General features: G+C 49.3%; 12 protein-coding genes and 1 pseudogene. 3 read left to right on the top strand and 10 right to left on the bottom strand.

Going from position 1 to position 22,895, the window contains the following annotated elements; genetic code table 11:
- Window positions 1-39 precede the first annotated feature (39 nt).
- Complete coding sequence (locus ACQE26_RS12310) at window positions 40-1,110, top strand: AI-2E family transporter (RefSeq protein ID WP_500471491.1); 1,071 nt, start codon at window positions 40-42, stop codon at window positions 1,108-1,110.
- Window positions 1,111-1,170: 60 nt separating this feature from the next.
- Window positions 1,171-1,338, top strand: coding sequence for a DUF4083 family protein (locus ACQE26_RS12305; RefSeq protein WP_101605606.1), 168 nt, complete (start codon window positions 1,171-1,173; stop codon window positions 1,336-1,338).
- A 1-nt stretch (window position 1,339) separates the two neighbouring features.
- Here ACQE26_RS12305 and ACQE26_RS12300 read toward each other — a convergent pair whose 3' ends face one another.
- The 5 genes and pseudogenes from ACQE26_RS12300 to ACQE26_RS12280 all read right to left on the bottom strand — a co-directional run bounded on the left by ACQE26_RS12300 (window position 1,340) and on the right by ACQE26_RS12280 (window position 5,904).
- Window positions 1,340-1,735 (bottom strand): VOC family protein, encoded by a 396-nt coding sequence (locus ACQE26_RS12300; RefSeq protein WP_500471490.1) that lies wholly within the window; start codon window positions 1,733-1,735, stop codon window positions 1,340-1,342.
- 24 nt (window positions 1,736-1,759) lie between these two features.
- A complete protein-coding gene (gene coaA, locus ACQE26_RS12295; RefSeq protein ID WP_003153290.1) occupies window positions 1,760-2,719 on the bottom strand; it encodes a type I pantothenate kinase in 960 nt (319 codons plus the stop codon).
- 75 nt (window positions 2,720-2,794) lie between these two features.
- Window positions 2,795-4,145 (bottom strand): annotated as a pseudogene (gene dsdA / locus ACQE26_RS12290) (D-serine ammonia-lyase).
- 17 nt (window positions 4,146-4,162) lie between these two features.
- On the bottom strand, window positions 4,163-4,939 hold the full coding sequence (locus tag ACQE26_RS12285; RefSeq protein ID WP_500469571.1) for an SDR family NAD(P)-dependent oxidoreductase: 777 nt from the start codon (window positions 4,937-4,939) through the stop codon (window positions 4,163-4,165).
- Between the two features lie 5 nt (window positions 4,940-4,944).
- Window positions 4,945-5,904, bottom strand: a complete 960-nt coding sequence (locus ACQE26_RS12280; protein ID WP_060964838.1) for an MBL fold metallo-hydrolase — start codon at window positions 5,902-5,904, stop codon at window positions 4,945-4,947.
- 396 nt (window positions 5,905-6,300) lie between these two features.
- Here ACQE26_RS12280 and proC point away from each other — a divergent pair, with 396 nt between their 5' ends.
- Complete coding sequence (proC, locus tag ACQE26_RS12275) at window positions 6,301-7,143, top strand: pyrroline-5-carboxylate reductase (protein WP_060964837.1); 843 nt, start codon at window positions 6,301-6,303, stop codon at window positions 7,141-7,143.
- A gap of 33 nt (window positions 7,144-7,176) precedes the next feature.
- On the opposite strand, the gene ACQE26_RS12270 is transcribed toward proC, so the two are convergent.
- From ACQE26_RS12270 to ACQE26_RS12250, 5 genes are all read right to left on the bottom strand, one after another.
- Window positions 7,177-7,923, bottom strand: coding sequence for a polyketide synthase (locus tag ACQE26_RS12270; protein WP_016939192.1), 747 nt, complete (start codon window positions 7,921-7,923; stop codon window positions 7,177-7,179).
- Between the two features lie 59 nt (window positions 7,924-7,982).
- A complete protein-coding gene (locus ACQE26_RS12265; protein WP_500469568.1) occupies window positions 7,983-9,230 on the bottom strand; it encodes a hydroxymethylglutaryl-CoA synthase family protein in 1,248 nt (415 codons plus the stop codon).
- A gap of 56 nt (window positions 9,231-9,286) precedes the next feature.
- The gene (locus ACQE26_RS12260; protein ID WP_500469566.1) at window positions 9,287-10,441 is read right to left on the bottom strand and encodes a cytochrome P450; all 1,155 of its coding nucleotides are present in this window, start codon (window positions 10,439-10,441) and stop codon (window positions 9,287-9,289) included.
- An 81-nt stretch (window positions 10,442-10,522) separates the two neighbouring features.
- Window positions 10,523-16,738 (bottom strand): beta-ketoacyl synthase N-terminal-like domain-containing protein, encoded by a 6,216-nt coding sequence (locus tag ACQE26_RS12255; RefSeq protein WP_500469565.1) that lies wholly within the window; start codon window positions 16,736-16,738, stop codon window positions 10,523-10,525.
- A complete protein-coding gene (locus ACQE26_RS12250) occupies window positions 16,735-22,890 on the bottom strand; it encodes a type I polyketide synthase (RefSeq protein WP_500469563.1) in 6,156 nt (2,051 codons plus the stop codon). The genes ACQE26_RS12255 and ACQE26_RS12250 overlap by 4 nt, the downstream gene beginning before the upstream one ends.
- Window positions 22,891-22,895: the final 5 nt, after the last annotated feature.

Genomic DNA, 22,895 nt, shown 5'->3' with positions numbered 1-22,895 from the left:
GATCGAGAGTAAACCCTTAAAGATTGCGTGGTGCAGAATATGCCTGTCGGGCCTTATTTCAAGATCGGCTATGCCGTTCTGCTGTTATTTCTCATCATTTATCTCGGAACATTAATAGACTTTTTGTTCCAGCCTGTTGTGATTACGGTTAAAACCTTGTTTCCGCCCATTGTATTATCGGGCGTCCTTTACTATTTGTGCCGCCCGCTCGTCACAGTGCTGCATGCGAAATTAAAGCTGCCCGAAGGAATCGCGATTTTAGCGATTTATGCGGGAACAGCCGGCCTTTTTGTCCTCTTCCTTTACACGGCGGGCCCTGCCGTTCAAAAACAGTTTACAGCCTTCACAGATCACATTCCCGAGCTTTCCGCAAAAGCTGAAAATTGGATCGGGCATCTCCAGGACAGTAAATGGTTTTCCCGGCTTCAGCATGAGGATTCCTTCAAAAAATTAGCAGACAAAGCCGCAAATTATTCCGGTTCAATCGCTGATTCTCTCAGCAGCCTGGCCGGTGCGGCTGCCAATGCCGCCATCACCGCCGCCATTATTCCGTTTGCGCTGTATTATATGTTAAAAGAAGGAAATAAAGCGCCCCGGCGGCTGCTCCGGCTTCTTCCGGAAAAACATCAAAAGGAAGGAAAACAAATCCTTCGAGACATGGATGAGGCTCTCAGTTCATACATACAAGGGCAGCTGCTCGTCAGCTTCTGTGTCGGCGTTCTCGTCACGATCGGCTATTTCATAATCGGGCTCGATTATCCGCTCGTTCTGGGCGCGTTCGCCATGGTGACAAACCTGATTCCGTTTATCGGACCTTGGATCGGCACATTTCCCGGAGTCATTGTCGGATTGTTCGATTCACCGACGCAGGCGGTGCTTGTGATTACGGTTGTCGTCATTGTCCAGCAGCTTGAAAGCCAGCTGATTTCCCCGCAAATTATGGGCCGGAAGCTGGACATTCACCCGCTGACCATTATTTTTCTTCTGCTTGCCGCCGGCAAATTCTCAGGAATTGCCGGGATGCTGCTGGCCATTCCGGGATATGCGGTTGCAAAGGTGATCATAAGCCACATGCAGAAACTGTTCATACTGAGAAAAAAACAAGGCTAGAGAGACACTAAAATGAAAAACGACGGGCTGAGGAAGCCCGCCGCACACGGAGGTAAAAAGATGAACATCGGTGATGTCATTTTTCAATTGATTTCATTCGCCGCAGCCGCGGTTTTCCTGTTTGCCGTGATATATGTATTCAGAAGCTTGAACAAGCGCCGCATACAATTGGACAGAATCGAAAAGAAACTCGACGCGCTGCGCGAAGAAAAAAACGAAAAGGCATAGTTCATTCAGAATCAGAGGCAGGAGCAGCCAGCTCTACCTTTATCCGATCCGGGTCTTCTGTGAATACGGCGTAATGCGTGCTTCCGCCTGCATATGGATGGCGATCCCTGTAAAGCACGGGGCATCCTCTGGCAAGCAGCTTTTCCGTCATCTCGTCAACCTGCTCTCTTGATGCGGCATGAAAAGCCAGATGGTTCAGCCCGACCCGGCATCTGTGGTACTCCGGTGTTAAAAAACGCTCCTTTGTCTGGACAAGCACAACATAAAATCCTGCGTTTTTCCAGCTGATGCCGGAGTCCCAATTTTGAAATTCCCTATAACCGAGCTCACCTAAAAACCATCCCCAAAACCGGGCGGAGGCTTTCAAGTCAGATACATACAATTCAATATGATGCATCATCATATTCGCTTCCTCCTCACATCACACACGCCTTACCAGCACCTCTTCAACTTTATGGCCGTCACCTTTTCTCAAAATCAAATCCGACCTGAATTTTGTCGGCAGAATATTTTCATACAGATTCGGACGGTTGACGCTCTCCCAAATGGAGGCGGCCATGGTATCCGCTTCTGCATCAGATAAATCCTTAAATTTATGAAAATAAGAGGCCGGGTCCTGAAAAGCGGTTTCCCTCAAAAGACGGAAACGCTCCAAATACCACGTAAAAATCCGGCTTTCTTCGGCATCCACATAAATTGAAAAATCAAAGAAATCCGATACAAAAATCCGCGGATCTTCCCTGTCGTCCTCTAAGGTCGGCGACTGCAAGACGTTGATTCCTTCGATAATAACGATATCCGCACCTTCGACCACTTCGACGGCGCCCTCTTCCCTGTCATAGGTAAGATGGGAATATACGGGCGCCTCCACTCTCTCTTTCCCTGACTTTATATCATTCAGAAACTCTAGCAGCGCTTTCACGTCGTAACTTTCCGGGAATCCCTTTCTGGACAGAAGGTTTTTCCTTTTTAATTCCGCCGTCGGATACAAGAAACCGTCCGTTGTCACCAGGCTCACCTTCGGCCTGTCAGGCAGACGGGAAAGAAGCTTTTGCAAAATTCTTGCGGTAGTGCTTTTACCGACGGCGACGCTGCCCGCGATTCCGATGATAAACGGGATTTTCGCTGAATGCGGATGCTTCAAAAACACGTTGACATGCTGATTCCGTCTTGCGGCAGACGTGACATGAAGATGGAGCAGTCGCACAAGCGGAATATAAATCGTTTCTACTTCTTCCACCGATAGGTAGTCATTCAGCCCCTCTACGGCCTTGGCTTCTTCTTCTGAAACGGCAATGGAAAGATGACCGCCGAATCCGGCCCAAGACTCGCGGCTGTGCTGCGTGTACAATGTATGTAAGTTCAATTCTTTACTTTTCACAATTCACACCAATCTCTCTGTATGGCTTTCCGGTAAAAAAACAAACGCTTACAAAGATTGTAACGGAAAACCGATCTACTGTCTGCCCATTTTTTTCGCAAATGAGGAACCGAGCTTGCTGTACTCTTCCATTTCCTTCTCCGGAACCATGCTCCCGCCAGTGCTCCACACAAGGTGCACGGCATTTTCCATCTCAAGCCCCCGCTCTTTTATGTAACGGTTTCCCGCTTCAGTCTGAACGAACTTGACAGCTCCTGCCATGCCGGCGAGGGCAGAAGGCTCAAGGCTCTTATTCTCGGCGGCTCTTAATTGATAGAGCAGCGAAAAAAGCGTGCCGTCATCGGCGGTATAACAGCCGCTGAGTATAGGTTCCATCAGAGGGCCGGCCAGTCCGGACGGCCTTCCCACCGCAAGTCCGTCGGCGGCCGTTTGATTATCAAGACCGATATCCTGCACGCTGATTCCGTCATGCAAGCCGGAAAACAGGCCTAACAGCATACACGGTGAATGCGTCGGCTCACCGAAAAAAATATGGACATGTTCGCCATAGATCAGCTTTAGCGCGAGCGCGACGCCGCCCGGTCCTCCTCCGACCCCGCACGGCAGATAGACGAAAAGCGGCTCATCTGCAGCAGGCTTAATGTTCATTTGATCCAGCTGCTTTTTTACACGGCTTCCCGCAACTGCATACCCTAAAAACAGATCCCGGGAATGCTCATCATCAATAAAATAACAATAAGGGTCCTGCTCCGCCTGAATGCGCCCTTCTTTGACAGCCAGACTGTAGTCTGCTTCGTATTCGATGACCAGAACCCCTTTTTCCCGGAGCAGCTCTTTTTTCCACTGCTTGGCGTCACTCGACATATGCACGGTCACACAAAAACCGAGCTTCGCGCCGATTATGCCGATACTCAAACCTAAATTGCCCGTAGAACCGACGGCTATAGAATATTTCGAGAAAAAAGCGGTAAACCGTTCCTCAGTCAATATGCTGTAATCGTCGTCTGCTGAGAGCATTCCCGCTTTTACCGCGAGATTTTCGGCATGCTTCAGCACTTCGTAAATCCCGCCGCGCGCTTTAATGGAACCGGAAATCGGAAGTTGATGGTCGCATTTCAAAAGCAGGCGTCCGGGAAAAGCCTGAGCGGCGCTGTGTTCCAGACGCTTCTTCATTTCATTAATCAAGACAAGCGGAGATTCAATGAGACCCCCCCGCCTCTTCCGTCTCCGGAAAAGCCGACGCGATATAAGGCGCAAACCGGCGCAGCCTTTCTTCCGCTTCGGCAATCTCCTTTTCCCATTCAGCGCCATGTATTACGGGATCATCGGTTTTATGCGGGTTGATCCAAAATACTTCCCGCGCCTCCGCCATTTGTCTGACTAAAGGCTCTTCCATCAATGCCGTGCGTATATCCCGATTGGACATTTGCTCTCTCCTCCTTGTTACTTTTTCTTTAATGCGCGGCCGGCCAGTTTTTCTGTAAACGATGGGAAAAGCTGATACAGCTTCGTCCCGAAACTCATCCATCGCGGAAGATTCATTTCCCGTTTATCCGTCAAAATCACGGACGTAATGCGCTCTGCCACATGGTCGGCATCAAGCATCCACCTGCCGACGCTTTTCACATAACCGCCCTCTTTATCTGCAATTGTAAAGAAGTCTGTTTTGATCGGGCCGGGATTAACCGTTGTCACAGCTACACCCGAACCGGCCAGCTCGAGCCGCAGCGCATTGGAATACCCTAAAACGGCGTGTTTCGTAGCGGAATAAAGGCTTGATTTCGGCGTCGCCAGTTTGCCGGCCTGTGAAGCGATATTGATAATATGGCCGCTTTTGGCGTGAAGCATCACCGGAAGACAGGCTTTCGTACAGGCAATTAATCCGAATACATTGACTTCAAACATCGCCTTCATATCATCCAAAGATGCATCAGCGGCAGTTTCAAAAATGCCGAACCCGGCGTTATTGATTAATACGTCAACATGGCCGATCAAACGCCTTACGTTTTCAGCCTCTTCTGCATGCCGGACGTCAAACGGAATGACATCACACTGTCCGCCCCGCGAAGTAATCGTTTTTTTTACTTCCTGCAAGCGGTCCTCCCGCCTTGCGGATAAAAAAACATGAGCCCCTTCTGCCGCGCAGGAATATGCAAGCCGTTCTCCGAGTCCGCCGGATGCCCCGGTGATCCAAATCCGCTTATCCGTTAATCTGCCCATTACCTTCACCCCTTCACAGCTTTAAACATCAGAGTATTTCCCGACTGAAAGGATTCGGCCTTCCCTTTTGCAGCCAGCACGTCAAGATGGCCGATCGTTTCTGACATCGTTAAAAACAATTCATTTTCGTACACAGCCGGAAACAGCCGCCGGCATACTTGGAAAGCCGTCAGCGTTTCCTCTGACAGCAGGTGCAGCACATATTCCGCCCGATTTCGCTGTTTTTCGAGCCGCCTGTCAGCAGCAGACCTAACGTCTTTCAGCAGCTCGCCGTGTCCCGGATATAAAAGGGACGGGTTGATATCATACAGCCGCTTCATTGATTTCAAATAGTCCAGCATCGGAGACGTGCGCACGCTCCCCTTTTCCGGAGCCTCCAAAATCGGATTTGTGGAGCTGTTGGACAAAAGCAGATCGCCGCTGAACATTTCACCGTTTTTTTCATGATAAAGCGCAATGTGAGACGCGGCATGCCCCGGGATTTCGAGCACCGTCCAGCCGTCCAGCCCGTCAATTTTTCCGCCTTCGCCCACTGTTTTCGTTAACGGACGGTTTGCAGAAAATAAGTATGACAGCTTAACTGTTTTATGTATGTCTTCATATGTCAGAGGAACGCCCATCTCTGTCATAAGCGACAGAAAAAAATCCTCCTGCCGGGCGATATACGACTGGTTCTGAGTAATATACCTGTCATTCAGCGGATGCCCGATTACTTCCGTATCATCGGAAAAAAGGTGCAGCAAACCTGAATGATCTGCGTGATGATGAGTGAGCACCACCTGATCTATATCCGCCGCAGAAACACCGTGTTCTTTAAGCTGCATAAAGAGCGATTCAGCCGCTTCCTTTGTATTCGGGCCGCAATCAATGAGGGTTAAGGCTTCATCTTTTACTAAATAAACGATAACGTCGCCGACTGCAAAGGGAGTCGGTACACGTATCGGAATGATCTTTCTCGCTGCCATATTTACGCTCCTTCGTTCTTTTCATTCCTGAATACTCATATTTTAGCCTTTTCTCTTCCCTGTGTCATTATTGCCGTATATCAGAAAAAAAGATTGACATCCCGCTCTGCCGCATAGCATAATGAACAACAAACTAGAAAACACGGAACGCGATGACGAGGAACTAGTATATAAACAACGGCAGCAGAGAGCAATGTCCCCGGCTGAAAGACATTGCGGCCCTCTTGTTTACAGAACCTGCCCTCAGAGCGGTTAGGAAAACCTAAACGTATCCCCTCGTTACGGGATTTGAGCTGAGCACGGCTGATTCGTGCTAATGTAAGGTGGTACCGCGAAACCTTTTCGTCCTTTTTGACGGGAAGGTTTTTTTGTGTTTTGGAAAGAAGGAGGATTTATATGAAGAAAATCGGGTTTATCGGAGCCGGATCAATGGCGGAAGCAATGGTGAACGGACTGCTGCAAAGCGGACTGACGGCCCCCGGGCATATATACATGACAAACCGGTCAAATGACAGCCGGCTTGAAGAGCTCCATAAAACGTACGGAGTGAAACCGTGCCGGGATAAAGAAGAGTTTTTCAGCAAGACCGACATTATCGTTCTCGCCTTTAAACCGAAAGATGCGGCAGAAAGCATTGAAAACATTCGCGAATACGTGAAAGATCAGCTTGTGATTTCTGTGATCGCAGGGCTGACGATTCACACCATTCAGCAATATTTCGGCAGAAAGCTCACCATCATCCGGGCGATGCCGAATACATCCGCGGCCATTCAGCAATCGGCGACCGGTTTTTCCGCAAGCTCTGAGGCGAGTGAGGCAGAAATCCGGACGGCAAAAGAGCTGCTGGAAACAATCGGAGAAGCGACGCTCTTTGAAGAAAAACACCTTGATGCCGTCACAGCCATCGCCGGAAGCGGCCCCGCCTATGTGTACCGGTATGTCGAAGCGATGGAAAAAGCCGCCCTTCAAGTCGGTCTGCCGGAAGAAAAGGCAAAAGAGCTGATTTTACAAACCATGGCCGGGGCGACGGAAATGCTCAGAAAAAGCAGCAAACGCCCTGAGCGCCTGCGCAAGGAAATCACAAGCCCTGGCGGCACAACCGAGGCAGGCCTTCGCGCATTAAACGAGCGCCGCTTTGAAGAAGCCATCATTCACTGCATTACAGAAACCGCAGCCCGAAGCGCCGAAATTAAAGAACAATTCACAGGCTCCGTGCTGCAAAAGACGGACCAATCATAAAGCATGGGGCTTCCCATGCTTTTTTCATTCTGTTTAACTGCCGTATAAGCGGCTGATTCTCTCTTTTACTTCAGGAAGATGGAATGTGGCTTCGTGCATGTTCACCTCTTCCTCAACCGCTTTTGTCAGCTCTCTTTTGATCCGTGCGGTCACATTGGTTTTCAGCGCAACCAGTGAGGCTCTCGGTTTATCCGCCAGCAGCCGGGCCAATTCGCGGCCTCTTTGAAGGACGTCTTTTTTCGGCAGCACTTCAAACGGAACTCCCCTTTTTTCCAGAGCGGCGCCGCTGAAATTTGCGGCCGTAAACAGCATTTCTTCCCCGAGGACAATTCCCAGTTTTTCAGGCACAATATACGTCGCGCCCATTCCCGGTGTAAATCCGTACTTCATATAATTACAAGAATAAAAACTCTCTCTGCTTAAAATCACGAAATCCGAGCTCAGACCGATCGTAAAGCCGGCTCCGATCGCATGCCCCTGCATGACGGAAATCACGGGAATCCTGCAATCCAATAAAAGACTGTGAAGCTTTAAATCTGTAAATTGGAGCTTTCCGCTCTGAATGGTCAAAAGCCCCTCCTGCGTTCCTCCCGTGCAGAAATAATTTCCGTAACCCGTCAGAAGGACGGTTTTATAGGACGGATGGGCATTGATGTCTTGGAATACCCGGTGCAGCTCTCTTACAAACTCTTCTGACAGCCCGTTTTTCCCGGCCGTATCCTGCATTGTGACCTGCACAATGCCCGGTTCTGTTTCCTGTACATCGATCATTGGATTCATGTTTATTCTCCGCTTCTTTAAAAATATTCAAGCCTTTCCGGCTCTGAGTGTTTCTGATATTAGGTCGCCCATTCATACTTTCTGTGAAACTCTTTTATTTCAGTCAGCACCAATCGCGTTTTTCCTTGATGCGCATTCGGGATGTCTGCTGCGGGTGCGGCATTTCTTGTGCCGAATTTTACGATGCCGCTGTCTTGGAGCAGCCGATCATAATCAGCCATCGATAAACGGACGCGTTCATCCAAATGCCGGCTGATCTGAAATTGATTCTGCCGTGTCCGGCTTTGCGGCATAACGACGCCGCTGTAAAATTCAGAGCAGCAGCCCGAACCGTATGAAAAACAGCCGACGCGTTTCGGCGTTTCAAAAGAGCCGTTATCAATCGTGCTGGCAAGAGATAAAAATACGGTGGCTCCCATGATGTTGCCTACGCGCTGACAGTATTGAATCCCAGGCAGCACGCGTTGCTGAAAATCCGCTTCAATGTCTTGCGGCTTAGCCTTTGCCAATTTTCTCATCATCGTCCGATGCGCTCCTTTTACCATTCCGCCAAACGGAGTATGAAAAGAAAGGTATTGAAATGTACTCTTATAATCCGCCCCGCTCACACGCTTTCGGTATTCCTGAAATGATTTTTCACAGCAGTCCAAATAAGACATGAGCGACAGATCAGCATCCCCCGCTTCACTATCCGGAATCGGGCGGCAGGTATCCATGACTTCATACCCGTAATACCCGCTTGCGCCTTGATCAAGCAAAAAGACATGAGGGGTGCTGCTGACTAAAAGCGCCACAGCTCCCGCCCCCGCACTCGGTTCGGCATAGGACCATTCCTCCGTCAACGCGTCACCGCCTTCAGCCACTAAAAAACGGGAAATATCCGTTCCGATGATGAGCGCTTTCGCTCCCGGTGATGTTTGCGATAAGATGAAATTCACGCCCATTTGAAATCCGGCCGTTAAAGAATAGCAAGCCTGTTTCACCTCAAATAACCGGCAATTCCGCTTCAGCTGCAAATAATCATGGACGTATGTACTGATGGATTTGCCAAAATCAATCCCGGATTCCGTACAGGTAATGACCATTTCAATCTGATTCCGTTCCTCTTCTGACAGAGAGTCGATAATCGGTTTTGCGGCATTTACGGCGAACGTAATCGGATCTTCAAACGGAAGCGCCACCACTTTTTCTTTCATCAGCAGGTTCTCAAACCTTTTTTTATCCAGATTCCGATGTTCCGCAAGCTCCATGACGTCTACATACGCGGTTCCGCCAAACACGTTCATTGCTTCGATTCCTACATTCATTTCTCCAAGCCCCCAGAGTAAAGAGGCTTCACGTGAAGCCTCTTTTATTTTTTCGCTCAAAACTCAACAAGCAGCCTGTCAACGCCGTGAAATACAGGGCTCGGAACCAGATTCGGCTCTTGATCCTCAGTAAAACGCCATGCGGGCATCTGTTCAAAAAAGTGAGAAAGCGCAATTTTCGCTTCAAGCCGGGCCAGCGGCGCTCCTAAACAATAATGGCTGCCCTGACCGAATGACAAATGCTGATTCGGCTTTCGTCCCAAATCAATTTGATCGGCATTTTCAAACTTCTTTTCATCTCTGTTCGCCGATCCAATCCACGCATACACTTTTTCTCCGGCCGGAATCGTTTTTCCGCCAATCTCGCTCTCAATCGCAGTATAGCGGGTTACCCGCTGAATGGAAGGTCTGAGACGGATGACTTCCTCAATAAAGTCAGGGAGGAACGCCTTATTTTCAAGCAGCCGGGGCAGAATATGCGGAAACTCCTTGAGACTGAGAAATGAATTTCCGATCACATTTTCCGTCGTTACGTGCCCCGCGACGATCAACAAGCCGCAAAAACCGATTAATTGCTTGTCTGACAGCGGCTCTCCGTCTAAATCAGCTGAAATTAAATGGCTGATTAAATCATTTTCCGGCTGTTTTCTCCGCTGTAAAATAAACTGCATGAAGTATCCGATCATCTGCTTTTGCACTTCATTCATTTTCTTTTCATCTTTTACATTCTGGCTTTGGTCGACCCAGTTTTTAAAGATATCCCTGTCTTTCGGAGGAAATCCTAACAGCTCTGCGATCACGATAATCGGAAGCGGAAATGCGTAATCTTCAATAATGTCCATCCTGCCTTTTGAACGGACGGCCTGAAGCAGGTCATCAGCGATAGCGGCTATACGCGGTGTAAGAGTCTCAACCGATTTCGGCATGAACGGCTGATTGACCAATTTTCTGAAGACGGTGTGTTCAGGCGGGTCCATTTTCAAAAGGCTGTCTTTGTTAATATGCCGGATCATTTTTTCCTGCTTGTCCGCACTTAAGTATTTATGATCGGAAGAAAAATGACTGTAGTCAGAAATCACCCGCTTCACTTCATCATAGGTGAAGATTTCCCAGAAATCTTCCTTTTCATTGTAATGAACGGGAGAGGTTTCTCTCATCGTTTGGTACCACTTGTACGGCTGCTGCTGTCTGATTTTTGTTAAACTGGTCATTTTCATTCCTCCAAGATGTGTCCAAGATTTGAAAAGACCCGCCAAAGCTTACGGGTAAACCCGGCGGGCGGATATGTGAATTTACGGTCTTGTTTTGGCGGGCTGCTTTTGCATCTCACCATGCACGTTCATTATCTTTTCCTGCAGCTGCAGGAAGCTGTGTTCTGTCATTCCGTCTGCCGAATATAAAACGCCGCAAAATTCAGAAATCGTTTCAGCTGCGCTGTCTTCAGCCAATAACGTCATATGGTTGGATACTGCCACATCCATGATGGCGATATTTGTCATATGCTCTTCCCACTGGCTCCAGTAGTTGACGAAATCAGCAGATAAAATATCGGCCCTGATCGTAAAATACGGATCAAGCTCACCCAAGAAAATACCGTTTTTATTTCGGAAATAATAGCATGTCACCCCGTTCGGATCCGGAAGCGGCAGGAGTTCGTAATCAGTGATTTCGTAAGCGTCCTGAACGTTTATATTCTGCCTGATCAGATTTTTCACCAACGCGTCTGTCTTCGTTAACCCCCGCTGTTTGGCTTTTGCTATTAATTGCTCTAAAAATATGTCTTCATGAAGATCGGCATTCAGTTCATCACGGTGAATCAAGGTTTCAGAAATGCGTTCCGGATGTTGATAGATTGGTGCAAATAAAGCCATGTTCACCGTCTGCAGCATCATATTTTTATCAAATAATTCATCAGGAATGTTTATTTCCCGCGCACCCGCCGCGTCAAAGGAGTCGAGCATGACGATTGATTCAACGGTTTCTCCAGCCAGCTGCAATTGCCGGGTGACTTCATAAGCGAGCATGCCCCCTAATGAATAGCCCCCTACATCGTAAGGACCCCGGGGCTGCACGGTACGTATGAGCTTAACGTAATATTCCGCCATGTGTTTAATGCCGCGGATCGGTTCCCGGTCTGTCATCCATCCTCTTGCCTGAATTCCGTAAAAAGGACGCCCGGTCCGTTCGGCAACAGGCTGGTACAGCTCCACTGCCCCCAGCGCGGAATGAAACCAGAAAATCGGTCTTCCCTTTCCTTCCGGGTTAAGACAGATCAGCTCGGGCGGCTCTTGATCATCTGCCTCTTCTGATATATCGTTTTGTTTCGTATGTTCCCCATGTACTTCCTCAGTGTCTTTTTGGACAGAACCGGTCAGATACCCGGCTAATTTTGCGATTGTCGGATATTCATAGACCAGATTTGCCGTAATAGACGCTTGATAGGTTTTATTAATGGACTGAACCCATTCCACACCGATAATAGAATCCAGCCCCATATCAATGAATGCCTCATGCTCATCAATATCTTCCGGCTTCAGAAACAGGATGTCCGCAAGGCTTTCTTTGAGCTCTTTGCGCAAAGTGCCGTCAGAGATGCCGGCAAGGAGGGTTTCTGCTTCCGGGATTTGCGGACGTACCGCTGTTTCCTCCGCTTCAGCATACTCGGGTTTCTTTATTTGCCCTGATATATATTCCGCAAGCTCCTCAAGCGTCGGGTGTTCATACACCTTATTGGCTGTAATCTCAGTGTGGTACGTTTTATTTACTGTTTGTATCCATTCAACCCCGATAATGGAGTCAAGCCCCATATCGATGAAAGGCTCTTCAGCATCAATATCTTCCGGTGACAAAAATAAAATATCTGCCAGGCTTATCCTCAATTCTTCAAGCAATGTTCTATTGTCTTCGGAAACGGCGTTTTCTGGCTGCTGGACAGAACCAGTACAATCCAAAGGCTGTAACACGATCGGTTTTTGCAATGTCTCCGGTTCAAACGCTGTCATTTCGATCTCAGTTAAAGGACTCAGAGAAATCAGTCCTTCATGTTCAGGCTGTGGCGAAGACGGGAGAACGGTTTGCGTTTCAGACTTTTTCATGGCTTGACCTGATAAAGAACTGTTTATATCAGCCGCCCAATACCTTTCTTTTAAAAACGGGTAGGCAGGCAGCGGCGTTTTATAATATTGCCCTCCATCAAAAAGCCGTGTAAAAGGAAGGTCATATCCTCTGCAAAAAAGGTCAGCGATATGTGCCAGGCTTTCTCTGTACTGTGCGGGCGAAGCCGCCGAGCGGCACTGTTCAATGCACTCCATTCCGAATGTTTTCATTCCGGCTTCTTCTGCCGGCTTCTGATCCTTCAAATTGGACACAAACACACTCGGAAGCTCTCTTTTTACAAGCCACTCCGATAATACCCGCTTCAGTTCGTCTGCGCTGCTTACGATACAGGCAAACCGGTGATGCAGATGCTTTCTGCCGAGCAGGAGGGTATAACTTATATTTCCCAGATCGCTATCTTTGTTCTTACTGAGAACATCCAGCAGGCGTTCTGCCTGAATTTCCAGCTGACGCTCCGTCCGCGCAGATAAAGGAATGAGGCAGGCCGGTTTTGCCGGTGACCGGCGCACGGTTTGCGGCGCCTCTTCAATAACAAGATGGGCATTTGTTCCGCTGAATCCGAATGAACTGATGGCGGCTCTGCGCGGTGCATCCGGATTCCGTTCCCACGGTATCAGCTTTTCATTAACAAAAAACGGACTGTCCGCAATTTGAATATGCTGATTGGCTTGATGAAAATGCAGGGAAGCCGGAATCTGCCGATGCTTCAGCGACAGCAGGATTTTAAACAGTCCGGCCATCCCCGCGGCCGCAGCGGCATGTCCGAGATTGGTTTTCACAGAGCCGATGGCGCAATATCCTTTTTTATCCGTATAGCGGCGGAAAGCGCGCGTTAAGGCGCCGAATTCGATCGGGTCGCCCAGTGCAGTGCCCGTTCCGTGAGCTTCCACCATTTGAATGGTTTCCGGATCAATGTGAAAAGTATCATAGACATGCCGCTCCAATCGTTCTTGAGAAAGCGCGCTTGGAGCGGTTATTCCGTTTGTAGTGCCGTCCTGATTCATTGCAGAGCCTTTTATGACGCCGTACACATGATCTCCGTCACTAACGGCGTCGCTAAGACGTTTCAGCACCACGGCTCCCACGCCTTCACCCGGCACGAAGCCGTCCGCGCTTTGATCAAACGTATGGCAGCGCCCGGTCGGTGACAGCATATTCGCCTTATTTGACGACTGATAAAAAGCGGGAGTGGATTGAATGAAAACCCCGCCCGCCACCGCCATTTCCGTTTCTTTCGTCCAGAGCCCCTGACATGCCAAATGAATGGCTGTCAGCGAACTGGAACATGCTGTATCAACAGTGATCGCCGGACCTTGTAAATTAAGGTGATAGGCGATCCTTGCCGGAGTGACAGAATTATGATTGCCCCAAAAAGCCTGCGCGGGCCCCTGCTGTTTAAAAATGGCCTGGTAATCTCCGCCGCAGGAGCCGGCATACACGCCGCATTCCCGGCCTTTTACCGAGTCTCCCGCATATCCCGCATCTTCAAGCGCTTTCCATGTTTCTTCCAAAAACAGCCTCTGCTGAGGGTCCATATAGGTCGCTTCACGTCCCGATATATTAAAGAAAACGGGGTCAAAACATTCAATGCCCTCTATAAAACTGCCATACTGGCATTGGCTGTCAGAGACATCCCATCTGTCTGCTTTTTTAATCAGATCCCGTCCGGCGGCTAAGTTTTCCCAAAACTCATGGACATTCTCCGATTCAGCAAACCGCCCGCTCATCCCGATAATCGCGATCGGTTCTTTTTCAGGTAACACAGCTGCTGATTTGACTGTATCGGCCGGATCCTTTTGTTTGGGGCGGTACGTCCTTTGATACGGTTCAGAAACGCTGATGACGATTTTCCCGATATTTCCGCGGTCATCCAGACAGTGATACGCTTCTTTTATGTCTTCAAAGGAAAAGATTTTTGAGATGACAGGCTGAATGACTCCCTCTTCCGCCAGCCGCTGCAGTTCCAATTGATAGTCCTTGACCTGATCCGGATTTTGAAGGGACAGCTTCCGCAAATCCACGCTGTGAAACGATTGATTGTTATGAAGGACGGACAAGTCGACTGATTTAGCGGATTTCAGCGCAGTCATGGCAATTTCGATATATCTTCCGCCCGGCGCCAGGCAATTCATTCCTTTTTGCATGGCATCACCGGCCAGGGTATTAATGACTACGTCCACCCCGCGGCCGCCGGTCATTCGCATGATTTCCGTTTCAAAGTCTTCTTCTAAATAGCAAATGGTATTGCGGATCCCGAGCGAATGCAAATACTTAATTTTTTTCTGTGATCCGGCCGTGGCATATATTTCCGCGCCGATATGCCGGGCCATTTGCACCGCGATCAGCCCCGTTCCTCCCGTCGCGGTCTGAATTAATATTTTTTCGCCTTTTTTAAGTCCGGCTTTCCGGAAGGCGTCTATCATTGTCACCGCCACGGTGGGAAGAGCGCATGCTTCTTCAAAGGTCAGCCGGGCCGGTTTATGATAGACTTGATGTTCTTTACATGTGATGAGATTCGCCTGAGATCCAAATTCCTCTCCCATGCCGACAATCACTTCATCACCTGGAATAACGGATGTTACATGCCTCCCTGTCTTGATCACGACGCCGCTTGCTTCAAATCCCGGAGTGAACGGATAAGGCGGCATCGTCGGGTACAGCCCTCTGACACAAAGCAAGTCTCCGAAGTTTAAAGAAAAGGCGCGGACGGCTATTTGAACTTCGTCATCTTTTGTCTCGGGCACTTCACTGCGGGCAATCGTCAGATCTTCAATGCCGCCCGGACGGTCAATCACAACCCGGAACATTCCCGAGTCATCGGGCTTTGCGAAAGAAGGCGGCATACGTTCTTGTTTCGGTTTCTGATAACCGTTTTCCTTTCTTTCCGTCTGCAAAGGTTTTTCAGCAGGCCGTTCTTCCTGAAGCGCCGGGCGGATTTTCTCTCTTTCGGTCTTCAGAGATGAGGCTATGGTGGTTTCATATTCTGCCGAGATATAACCGGTCAGCAGTTTCACATGATAATAATCAAATAAAATCGTTGTCTGCAGTGTAAGATTCAATCGCTTATTAATCTCGTTAATCACATTGACGGCCAAAATGGAATCAATGCCGTATTCAGAGAAATTCAGTTCTTCCTGAATATCCTCTTCTTTCATTTTTAATACATCGGCAATACTTGTTTTGATGACAGAGCGGACATGGGAAGCGACCGATTCGCCATCAGCCTTAACAGCTTGATGCTCCTCTGGCGCGCGGCTGCGGGAAACAGGCTGTGTGGGCTTTCGAAAAACTTCGGACGGGGCGGCGTATGGCTTTCTGCCGTCTCTGATACCTTGCATCCGGACGAGTCCGTCACTCTCAGCTGCGATAATCTGCTGACCTAAATCATGAGCCGTTTCAGCAGGGAAACAAACCGCTCTGTATCCTTCCGAATGCAGCACACGCTCCCACGATTTTGGATATAAGCCGGGACTTCCCGGAATCCGAAGCTCAGCATCCTCATAGGACCACCAGCCGTCAAGCAGCCCGAAGGTTAAATGGGTAAAAACAGAACGATCGCTGATTTCGTTTATCAGAATCATCCCGTTGTATTTCAGAAGCGCTTTCAGACGGCGCAGTGTCAAACCGATATTTTTTGTGGCGTGAAGCACATTGGCGGCGATGACAATATCGTAAACACCCGTTTTGATATTTTGTGATTCGCAAGGCTCCTCCGCATTAAACAAGGCTGTTGTCAAATACGGCACATCAGGTCCATATTCCTGTTCGGCATGCATTAAAAAAGCTTTAGAAACGTCTGTATAACAATATTCCGCAATCTGTTTTGCAAATGGTTGCAGTTTTGTAAACAGCATGGCGCTCGTTCCGCCCGTCCCGGCCCCTACTTCTATCAGCCTGATGCCGGCATCGGGGTGTTCTGTAAGATAGGCTTTCAGGTAAGCGGCCGCGGAATCTGCTAACACTTCATTAAAATAATCCGCAACGGGATTATGCTTATAAACACCTTCAACGAGCCGCATTGATGAATCGGGAAATACGATATCCGTAGCCGGACGTTCCCCTTTTAAAATTGAAGGCATCGATTTTATCGTCGCCTCGGCCAATTCAGCTTGCGCAAGCTCCCCATTTGGAAGCAGGCGTTTATGGGCATTCCACTCATTCCAGACTGTGCGGCCGTCCGGGCGCTGATCCGTGAGAAGAGTGATCGTGTATCCGTCATACGCAATATATCCGTTTTCTTTTAATAGATTCAGGCTTTCTTCCAGCCATTTTCCGTATGTGCCGATCACGCCGGCGTTCCGCATGGATGCTGCAGCTGTGGTGACAGGCTCGCTGAAAAAACCGAGTGATTGTAATTGGTAAAATAGCAGTTTGCAAAGAAGGCTGTTCATATGCGCAACTCCATTTCTCGTTTTAAAGTCTCAAGCCGTTCATTCCGATCCGGATTTTGCCGCTTGACGCTTTCCATAAATGAAGGCTCCGGGCCGGATACAACCGTTATTGCATCTTGATTCGTCAGTGCGGCTAAGCCGTGCGGAGCAGCTTTGATGAATGCCGCTTGGCTGAACGGTTCTGATAGTAAGACTTCCAGCGCCTCCATTGCTTCATCGGGTTCAATAGAACCGATCCCTGACGCCTCCATCCGTTTTCTGTAAGACGGGTCTGAGACAACGCCCAGACTGCCCCAATATCCCCAATTCATGACTTTCACTTCACAATCAACAAAGGAAGCGATATGGCGGGCAAAGGCGTCTTGAAATGTACACCCTGCCGCATAGTTGCTTTGCCCGGCATTTTTTGTGAAAGAATTAACGGATGAGAAAAACAGCACAAAATCAAGCGGTTCTCCCTTAAAAGCTTCGATCATTCGGACGCTCGTATTCACCTTAGCTGAAAAAGCGTTTCTGAAAGAAGCTTCATCCATATTCGCCATACTTTTGTCGGCAAGCGTTATCGCGGAATGGATGACTCCCGTTATATTGCCGTACTGCTCTCTTACGGAACGGACGGCCGCTTTAAGCGCGGCGGCATCTTGAGCATCAGCCTGTATATAATGCGGCGCGGGGCCTGATAGCGCCAGCCTGTCTATTTTGCTCTGAATCTCCTGATCCTTCGGCCGCCTGCCGATCCATATAATCCGTGCCTTGTAACGGGTGATCATGTATTTGCTCCATGCTTCTCCGATGCCGCCCGCTCCGCCGATGACAGCATAAACGCCGCCTTCTCTGTACGACATACGCGGAGCGGAACTTGTCAGCACCCGGACTGTTTTTTGCTTGTGCCAAGCTCCGTTACGGTACGCGGCAGCATTTCCGTCCGGATCTGGAGGAAGGCTCCAGATGTTTTTCATCTCAGACGAATCACTGCCTTCTTCTGCATCAATCAGCCTGATGTCCCAGTTCGGATATTCTTTTGCCAATGAACCGATCAAACCGTGTACGCCTGCATGCTCAGGCTGCGGCAGATCACCCAGATACACGGACTGTGTCTGCCGGGTGACCGCCGTAAAGCTGATGTTTCGGTTTCCATACCCGAGTGACAGCAGCGCTTTGATGAAACGGAAACATTGAATCACCCCATTCTCCTGCTCATCAAGCATTTCCTGACTGACGGATGCGGGTGCGAAACGATCGGGCGCAATCCATAAGAAATGGCGGATATCCTGATACCCGGCTGTCAATTCACGTAATGTTTGCTCACTTGAATGATCCGGCGTCTCCTCCAGATGGGCGCGGGGCCACATTTTTGCCGCAGCCTTTATGGTATTTCCCGGCTTACCGATGATCAGCAATTGTTCCTGATCAACCGCTCGATTTTCTTCCAGAGAAAAGAAAGTTTTGTCCCAAACAGGGGCAAGCATCGCCGTCTGAACTTCCTGCCGTTTGCTTTCGGTTTGGTTTGTCTGCCGGACAGCCCGGCAGGAGAAGCCTGTCAATCTCATACAAACAGCGCCGTTTTCATCACATAAATCAATATCCAGCGTCAGCGCTTCGTTACCTGACCGATCGCTCTGTTTGCGGACAAGCGCCCACATCGTTTTCTGAGTCGGCTGAAATATTTCTGCCTGCCGCAGGGAAAACGGCAGCAACGGAGTGTCTCCGGCAGTATCTGAACCGGCACCCAGTGACGCCTGAAACGCGGCATCTAGAAGGCTCGGATGGATGACAAACTGATCGGCGGTACTGTCTGCCGGTTCCGGCAGCGACAGCCGGGCTGCAGCCCCCCTCTCTCCGATCATCAGCTGATCAATTCCTTGATGGCTCGGCCCGTATATCATACCCGCATGCCGGAAAGCCTGATAAACCTCATCAGACGTCATAACCGATTGGCTGCAGCCGGACAGCCAGCCCTCTAAGTGAACTGACGGAACCGCTGCTATCTCTCCTGATACCGCGGTGCCTTTACTGTATAACAGCCGTTCTCCCCCAGGTTTTTCCGATAGGCTGTAAATCGTAAATTCAATGTCTTCATTTTCCTTAAGGATAAGGCTGATATGGACTTCTACATCTGTCCCCTTATGAACAACAGGCCTCATCCATATGAGATCTTTCAAATACATTCCTTTACGTCCGTCCGGCACAGCGTATGCGGCACGCTCAACGGCCGCCCTGACCATTTCGATCATGGCGGCTCCCGGGAGCACCTTCTGCCCATTGACTGTGTGATCAGTGAAAAAGAATTCCCGTCCGGTAAAAACAGAGGTGAATTTCAGCTCCCAAAGATCGGATGTGTTTTCATGAAGCAGCGGATGGATCACCGTTTTGCCGTCATCCCTTTTTGAAACCGCCTCGGCTTCATCTTGAATCCAGCACCTGACCTTTGCAAACGGATAGGCGGGAAGGCTGATTCTCCGGGGTTTTTGTCCCGAATATAACAAGTTCCAGTCCACATCGACTCCCTGCACCCACATGTTCAGCAAATGACCGTACTTTCTCTTTTTCAGCCATTTGACCATGGCTTCCTGCAAATCTTCATCAGATTCAAACACAGCCACTGTCTCATGATTTCGCTTTGCCCGCCCCCTGTAAAGATGCGGTGCGTTTTCATTTTCCAAGTACGATCTGAGCTTGTCCTTCAGCTCCTTAAGGGAGTCCGCAATGAGAGCCAGCCGCTCATCCATCGCTTCCCGCCCCGCCTGTAAAGTATATGCGACATCAAATAAGTCCGGCTTATCCGTATGCTTCTTTTGAAGAAAAGCAAGAAGGCGCTCCGCATATTCTGTCAGACGCTCCCCATTTTTTGCAGACAGCAGAATGACAGCCGGCTCTTGGCTGCTGATCGCTTGTTTTACAGGAGCCTCATATTCTTCAATAATGATATGCGCGTTAGAACCGCCCGCACCAAAGCTGCTGATCCCCGCCCTGAGCGGCTGTTCTTCTCCGTCTGCTGAAATCCGTTTCCAATCTGTTAATTCACGGCAGACGGAAAACGGTCCTTCATCAAATTGGATATTCGGATTTAAAATATCTGCATGCAAAGATGGGGCGATTTGTTTGTGCTTCATCTGCAGCAGCACTTTTGTGACAGCAGCGATGCCTGCTACCGATTCCCCATGTCCGATATTTGATTTGACAGACCCGATGAGACATGTTTCAGGAACATCACCGAATGCATCGGTTAAAGCCCGGATTTCAATCGGATCGCCTAATTTCGTCCCTGTCCCGTGCGCTTCCACATAGCTGATCTGGCCCGGAGATACCGCCGCCTCCTGTAAAGCAAGAGATATGACTTCGCTTTGCGCCTTAGGGTTCGGTACGGTGTAACCGCTCGCTCTCCCGCCATGATTGATGGCAGCTCCTTTAATGACGCCGTAAATCCGATCTCCGTCTTGTACGGCGTCTTCTAAACGTTTAAGAAGCAGCACTCCGACCCCTTCTGCCGGAATATAGCCGTCACCCCCGGCGCCGAAACTCCCGCAATGTCCTTTAGATGAGATGAACTGCCCTTGGCTCAGCATGAAGTACTTGTTAGGATGAACGGTGAGATTCACTCCGCCGGCAAGCGCCGCGCGAATCCGATGATCCCGCAGATCCCGGCACGCCATGTACAAAGAAGTCAGCGAACCTGAACACATCGTATCGACCGAAATGCTCGGCCCTTGAAAATCACAAAAATAGGAGACACGGTTAGCAATGGATGAAATCCCGCCTGGGAGCCCGATATGCCGTCCTTTCACTCCCGCTTCAGCCGCGAATAGCGGGTATTCCTGATACATGACACCGGCATACACACCTACCTGACGGCCCAGTTCAGGTGATGTCCTCGTATATCCCGCATCCTCCATGGCCATCCACGCATGCATTAAAAACAGCCGTTCCTGAGGATCAAGGTGTTCTGCTTCACGGGGGGAAATCTTAAAGAACTCAGGATCAAAATCGGCGATCCCGTCAATGAATCCGCCCCATTTGCTGTAGATCGCTCCCGGCGCCGTCCGGTCCTCGGAAAAGTAATGTTCCCATTTCCAGCGGTCTTTCGGAATTTCGGTAATACAATCCTTTCCTTGTTTGAGATTATCCCAAAACGCATCGATATTATCTGCCTGCGGATACTTGCCGGAAATTCCGACAACGGCAATATCCAGCGGGTTTCCTTTCGTTTTCTGACGGCTTTGATTCCCGGACGGGGCAAAAGACGCATTTTCAAGCCGATTTGGCTGAAGCACTTCTTTCACAGACGCATTTTTCAATTCCGCCAGCTGTTCCCCGGTATGACTGAGGACTGCGGCATCAAATGAGAGAAACCCGTCTTTTTTATGTTTGATTGTATTCACCACATAGACGGTATCAGACATGACAGGTCCGTAAAGCGTCAGCCTCTCAATCATGAGCGGGACGTGAATCCGCTTTTTCAGCTGCAACTCTTCTTCACCGAGCGACATATAACAAGAATTCAATATAAGCGGGTCAAATGCAAAGTGATGCAGATCGCCTTTTTCTTTTTTTCCTGATAAGTCCAGCTGCAATAAAAAAGAGCTCTCACTCATTTTGTATCCCGCCGTTACCGTTTTCAGCATCGGGCCTATCGTGAAGTCGGCAACCGAATCGTACAGACGGGAAATGACATCCGGCGCCACCTTTTGTGCATGCGACTTCATTTGTTCAACGTCATATGATTTTTTTATGGGTGCCTCTGTATATCTGCTTATTTCTCCTTCGGCACATGTCTTCCGGCTTTCTTTACCGGAGACAGTGCAGCTTGCGGTAAAGCGTTCGGCACTCTTTTCTGCCGTAATTGAAATGTCAATCTGTGCGGCCTCTCCCGGCTCCAGGGTGACGGGCCCTCCCGTAAAACGGATATCTTTCAGCTCGGCGGGATACGTGCCGGAATGAGACGCTCCGGATGCTTCAAGCACCAGACACGGATACACTACACCCATCAGTGCCGGTTTGCCGAAAACCAGATGATCCTGAAGGAATGCTTCATGTTCATAGAAAGTAAATGTCTGACTGCCCGATTGCGTTTCAGAAACCGGTGCTGCATCCGCGACAAGGCCGGAAGATTCATCTGTTCCTTTTGTTTTTATGTCTTCAAGCAGTTCGGATATGCTGCTGCACTCAAATAACAGAGTCGGATTCAGCCGCAGTTCAAACGCCCCTTCGATGTCTTTAATAATGGCCAGAAGCTGTGACGATTCAAGCCCTAATTCAAAAAACACGGTGTGCGCATCATTTCTTGTGACAGGACGGCCTGCGTATGTCGAGAAAATGCGGTATAAGGTTTCCTCCATCTGCTGAACGCCTGGTATCAGCTGCCGGTCTGTCCGCACCTTTTTGGCTGTCAGGCCGAGCAGTGAAGCAATATGCACACCGCTGGGGTTGTAAAAGTCAATATCCATTTTCACCATTTCTGAAGGTGTGCCGGATTTTTTCGAAATCACCGCATAACAGCGCTCCGTAACGATCTCAGCAGCAATAAACGACTCATAATAAATCGGTAAAAACAAACCGGCGCCTGCAGCTGTCTGCAATACGCCGGAGGCCATGGCGGCACCGTCCATCAGCGCGGGGTGAAAGAGAGCGCCGGGGAGATTTTCCTGGCATGAATCAGACTGCCGAATATCAAGGAAACATTCCTCTTCATTTGCATAGATCTCTCCCTCCGGCTTCATCAGCCCGTCATGCGACAGTCCGCGGCTTCTCGCGGCTTCGTAAACTGTATGCAAAGAGACTGACGGAAGTGCGGCTTGTTGTTTTTTCTCCCCTGCGTCAAGGCGCCTATCTGATGAGAAGACTCCTTCATGCACCTCCGCTGATAAGAAAACCGTCCCGGAATCCGCACCGCAAATCGAGGCTGTCCAGAACTCCTTTTCTTTACTGAATATGACATGTACATCAAGCCGCTCTGACCGTTTCACTGATAAAGGATGATAAATGGTCACCCGTTTCAGACAGATGGAACGGAATGAAAGATCAAGGCATTGCTTTGCCAGCTGATACAGCATATCAATGTAGGCCAGACCGGGCATGACAGATTCACCGTGAACAAGATGGTTTTTCATAATGGGATGTTCTGCCGTCAGGCGCAGATTCACTGTTTTTTTCATGGTTA

The sequence above is a fragment of the Bacillus sp. 5RYD7K genome, from assembly GCF_059831465.1.
This window is presented reverse-complemented; position numbering and strand designations above follow the sequence as displayed.

Coding starts and splice junctions, on each gene's coding strand:
- ACQE26_RS12310 (WP_500471491.1), top strand. CDS start 40: ATGCCTGTCGGGCCTTATTTCAAGATCGGCTATGCCGTTCTGCTGTTA.
- ACQE26_RS12305 (WP_101605606.1), top strand. CDS start 1,171: ATGAACATCGGTGATGTCATTTTTCAATTGATTTCATTCGCCGCAGCC.
- ACQE26_RS12285 (WP_500469571.1), bottom strand. CDS start 4,939: ATGGGCAGATTAACGGATAAGCGGATTTGGATCACCGGGGCATCCGGC.
- ACQE26_RS12270 (WP_016939192.1), bottom strand. CDS start 7,923: ATGAATCCAATGATCGATGTACAGGAAACAGAACCGGGCATTGTGCAG.
- ACQE26_RS12250 (WP_500469563.1), bottom strand. CDS start 22,890: ATGAAAAAAACAGTGAATCTGCGCCTGACGGCAGAACATCCCATTATG.
- ACQE26_RS12260 (WP_500469566.1), bottom strand. CDS start 10,441: ATGACCAGTTTAACAAAAATCAGACAGCAGCAGCCGTACAAGTGGTAC.
- ACQE26_RS12280 (WP_060964838.1), bottom strand. CDS start 5,904: ATGGCAGCGAGAAAGATCATTCCGATACGTGTACCGACTCCCTTTGCA.
- ACQE26_RS12255 (WP_500469565.1), bottom strand. CDS start 16,738: ATGAACAGCCTTCTTTGCAAACTGCTATTTTACCAATTACAATCACTC.
- ACQE26_RS12300 (WP_500471490.1), bottom strand. CDS start 1,735: ATGCATCATATTGAATTGTATGTATCTGACTTGAAAGCCTCCGCCCGG.
- ACQE26_RS12265 (WP_500469568.1), bottom strand. CDS start 9,230: ATGAATGTAGGAATCGAAGCAATGAACGTGTTTGGCGGAACCGCGTAT.
- proC (WP_060964837.1), top strand. CDS start 6,301: ATGAAGAAAATCGGGTTTATCGGAGCCGGATCAATGGCGGAAGCAATG.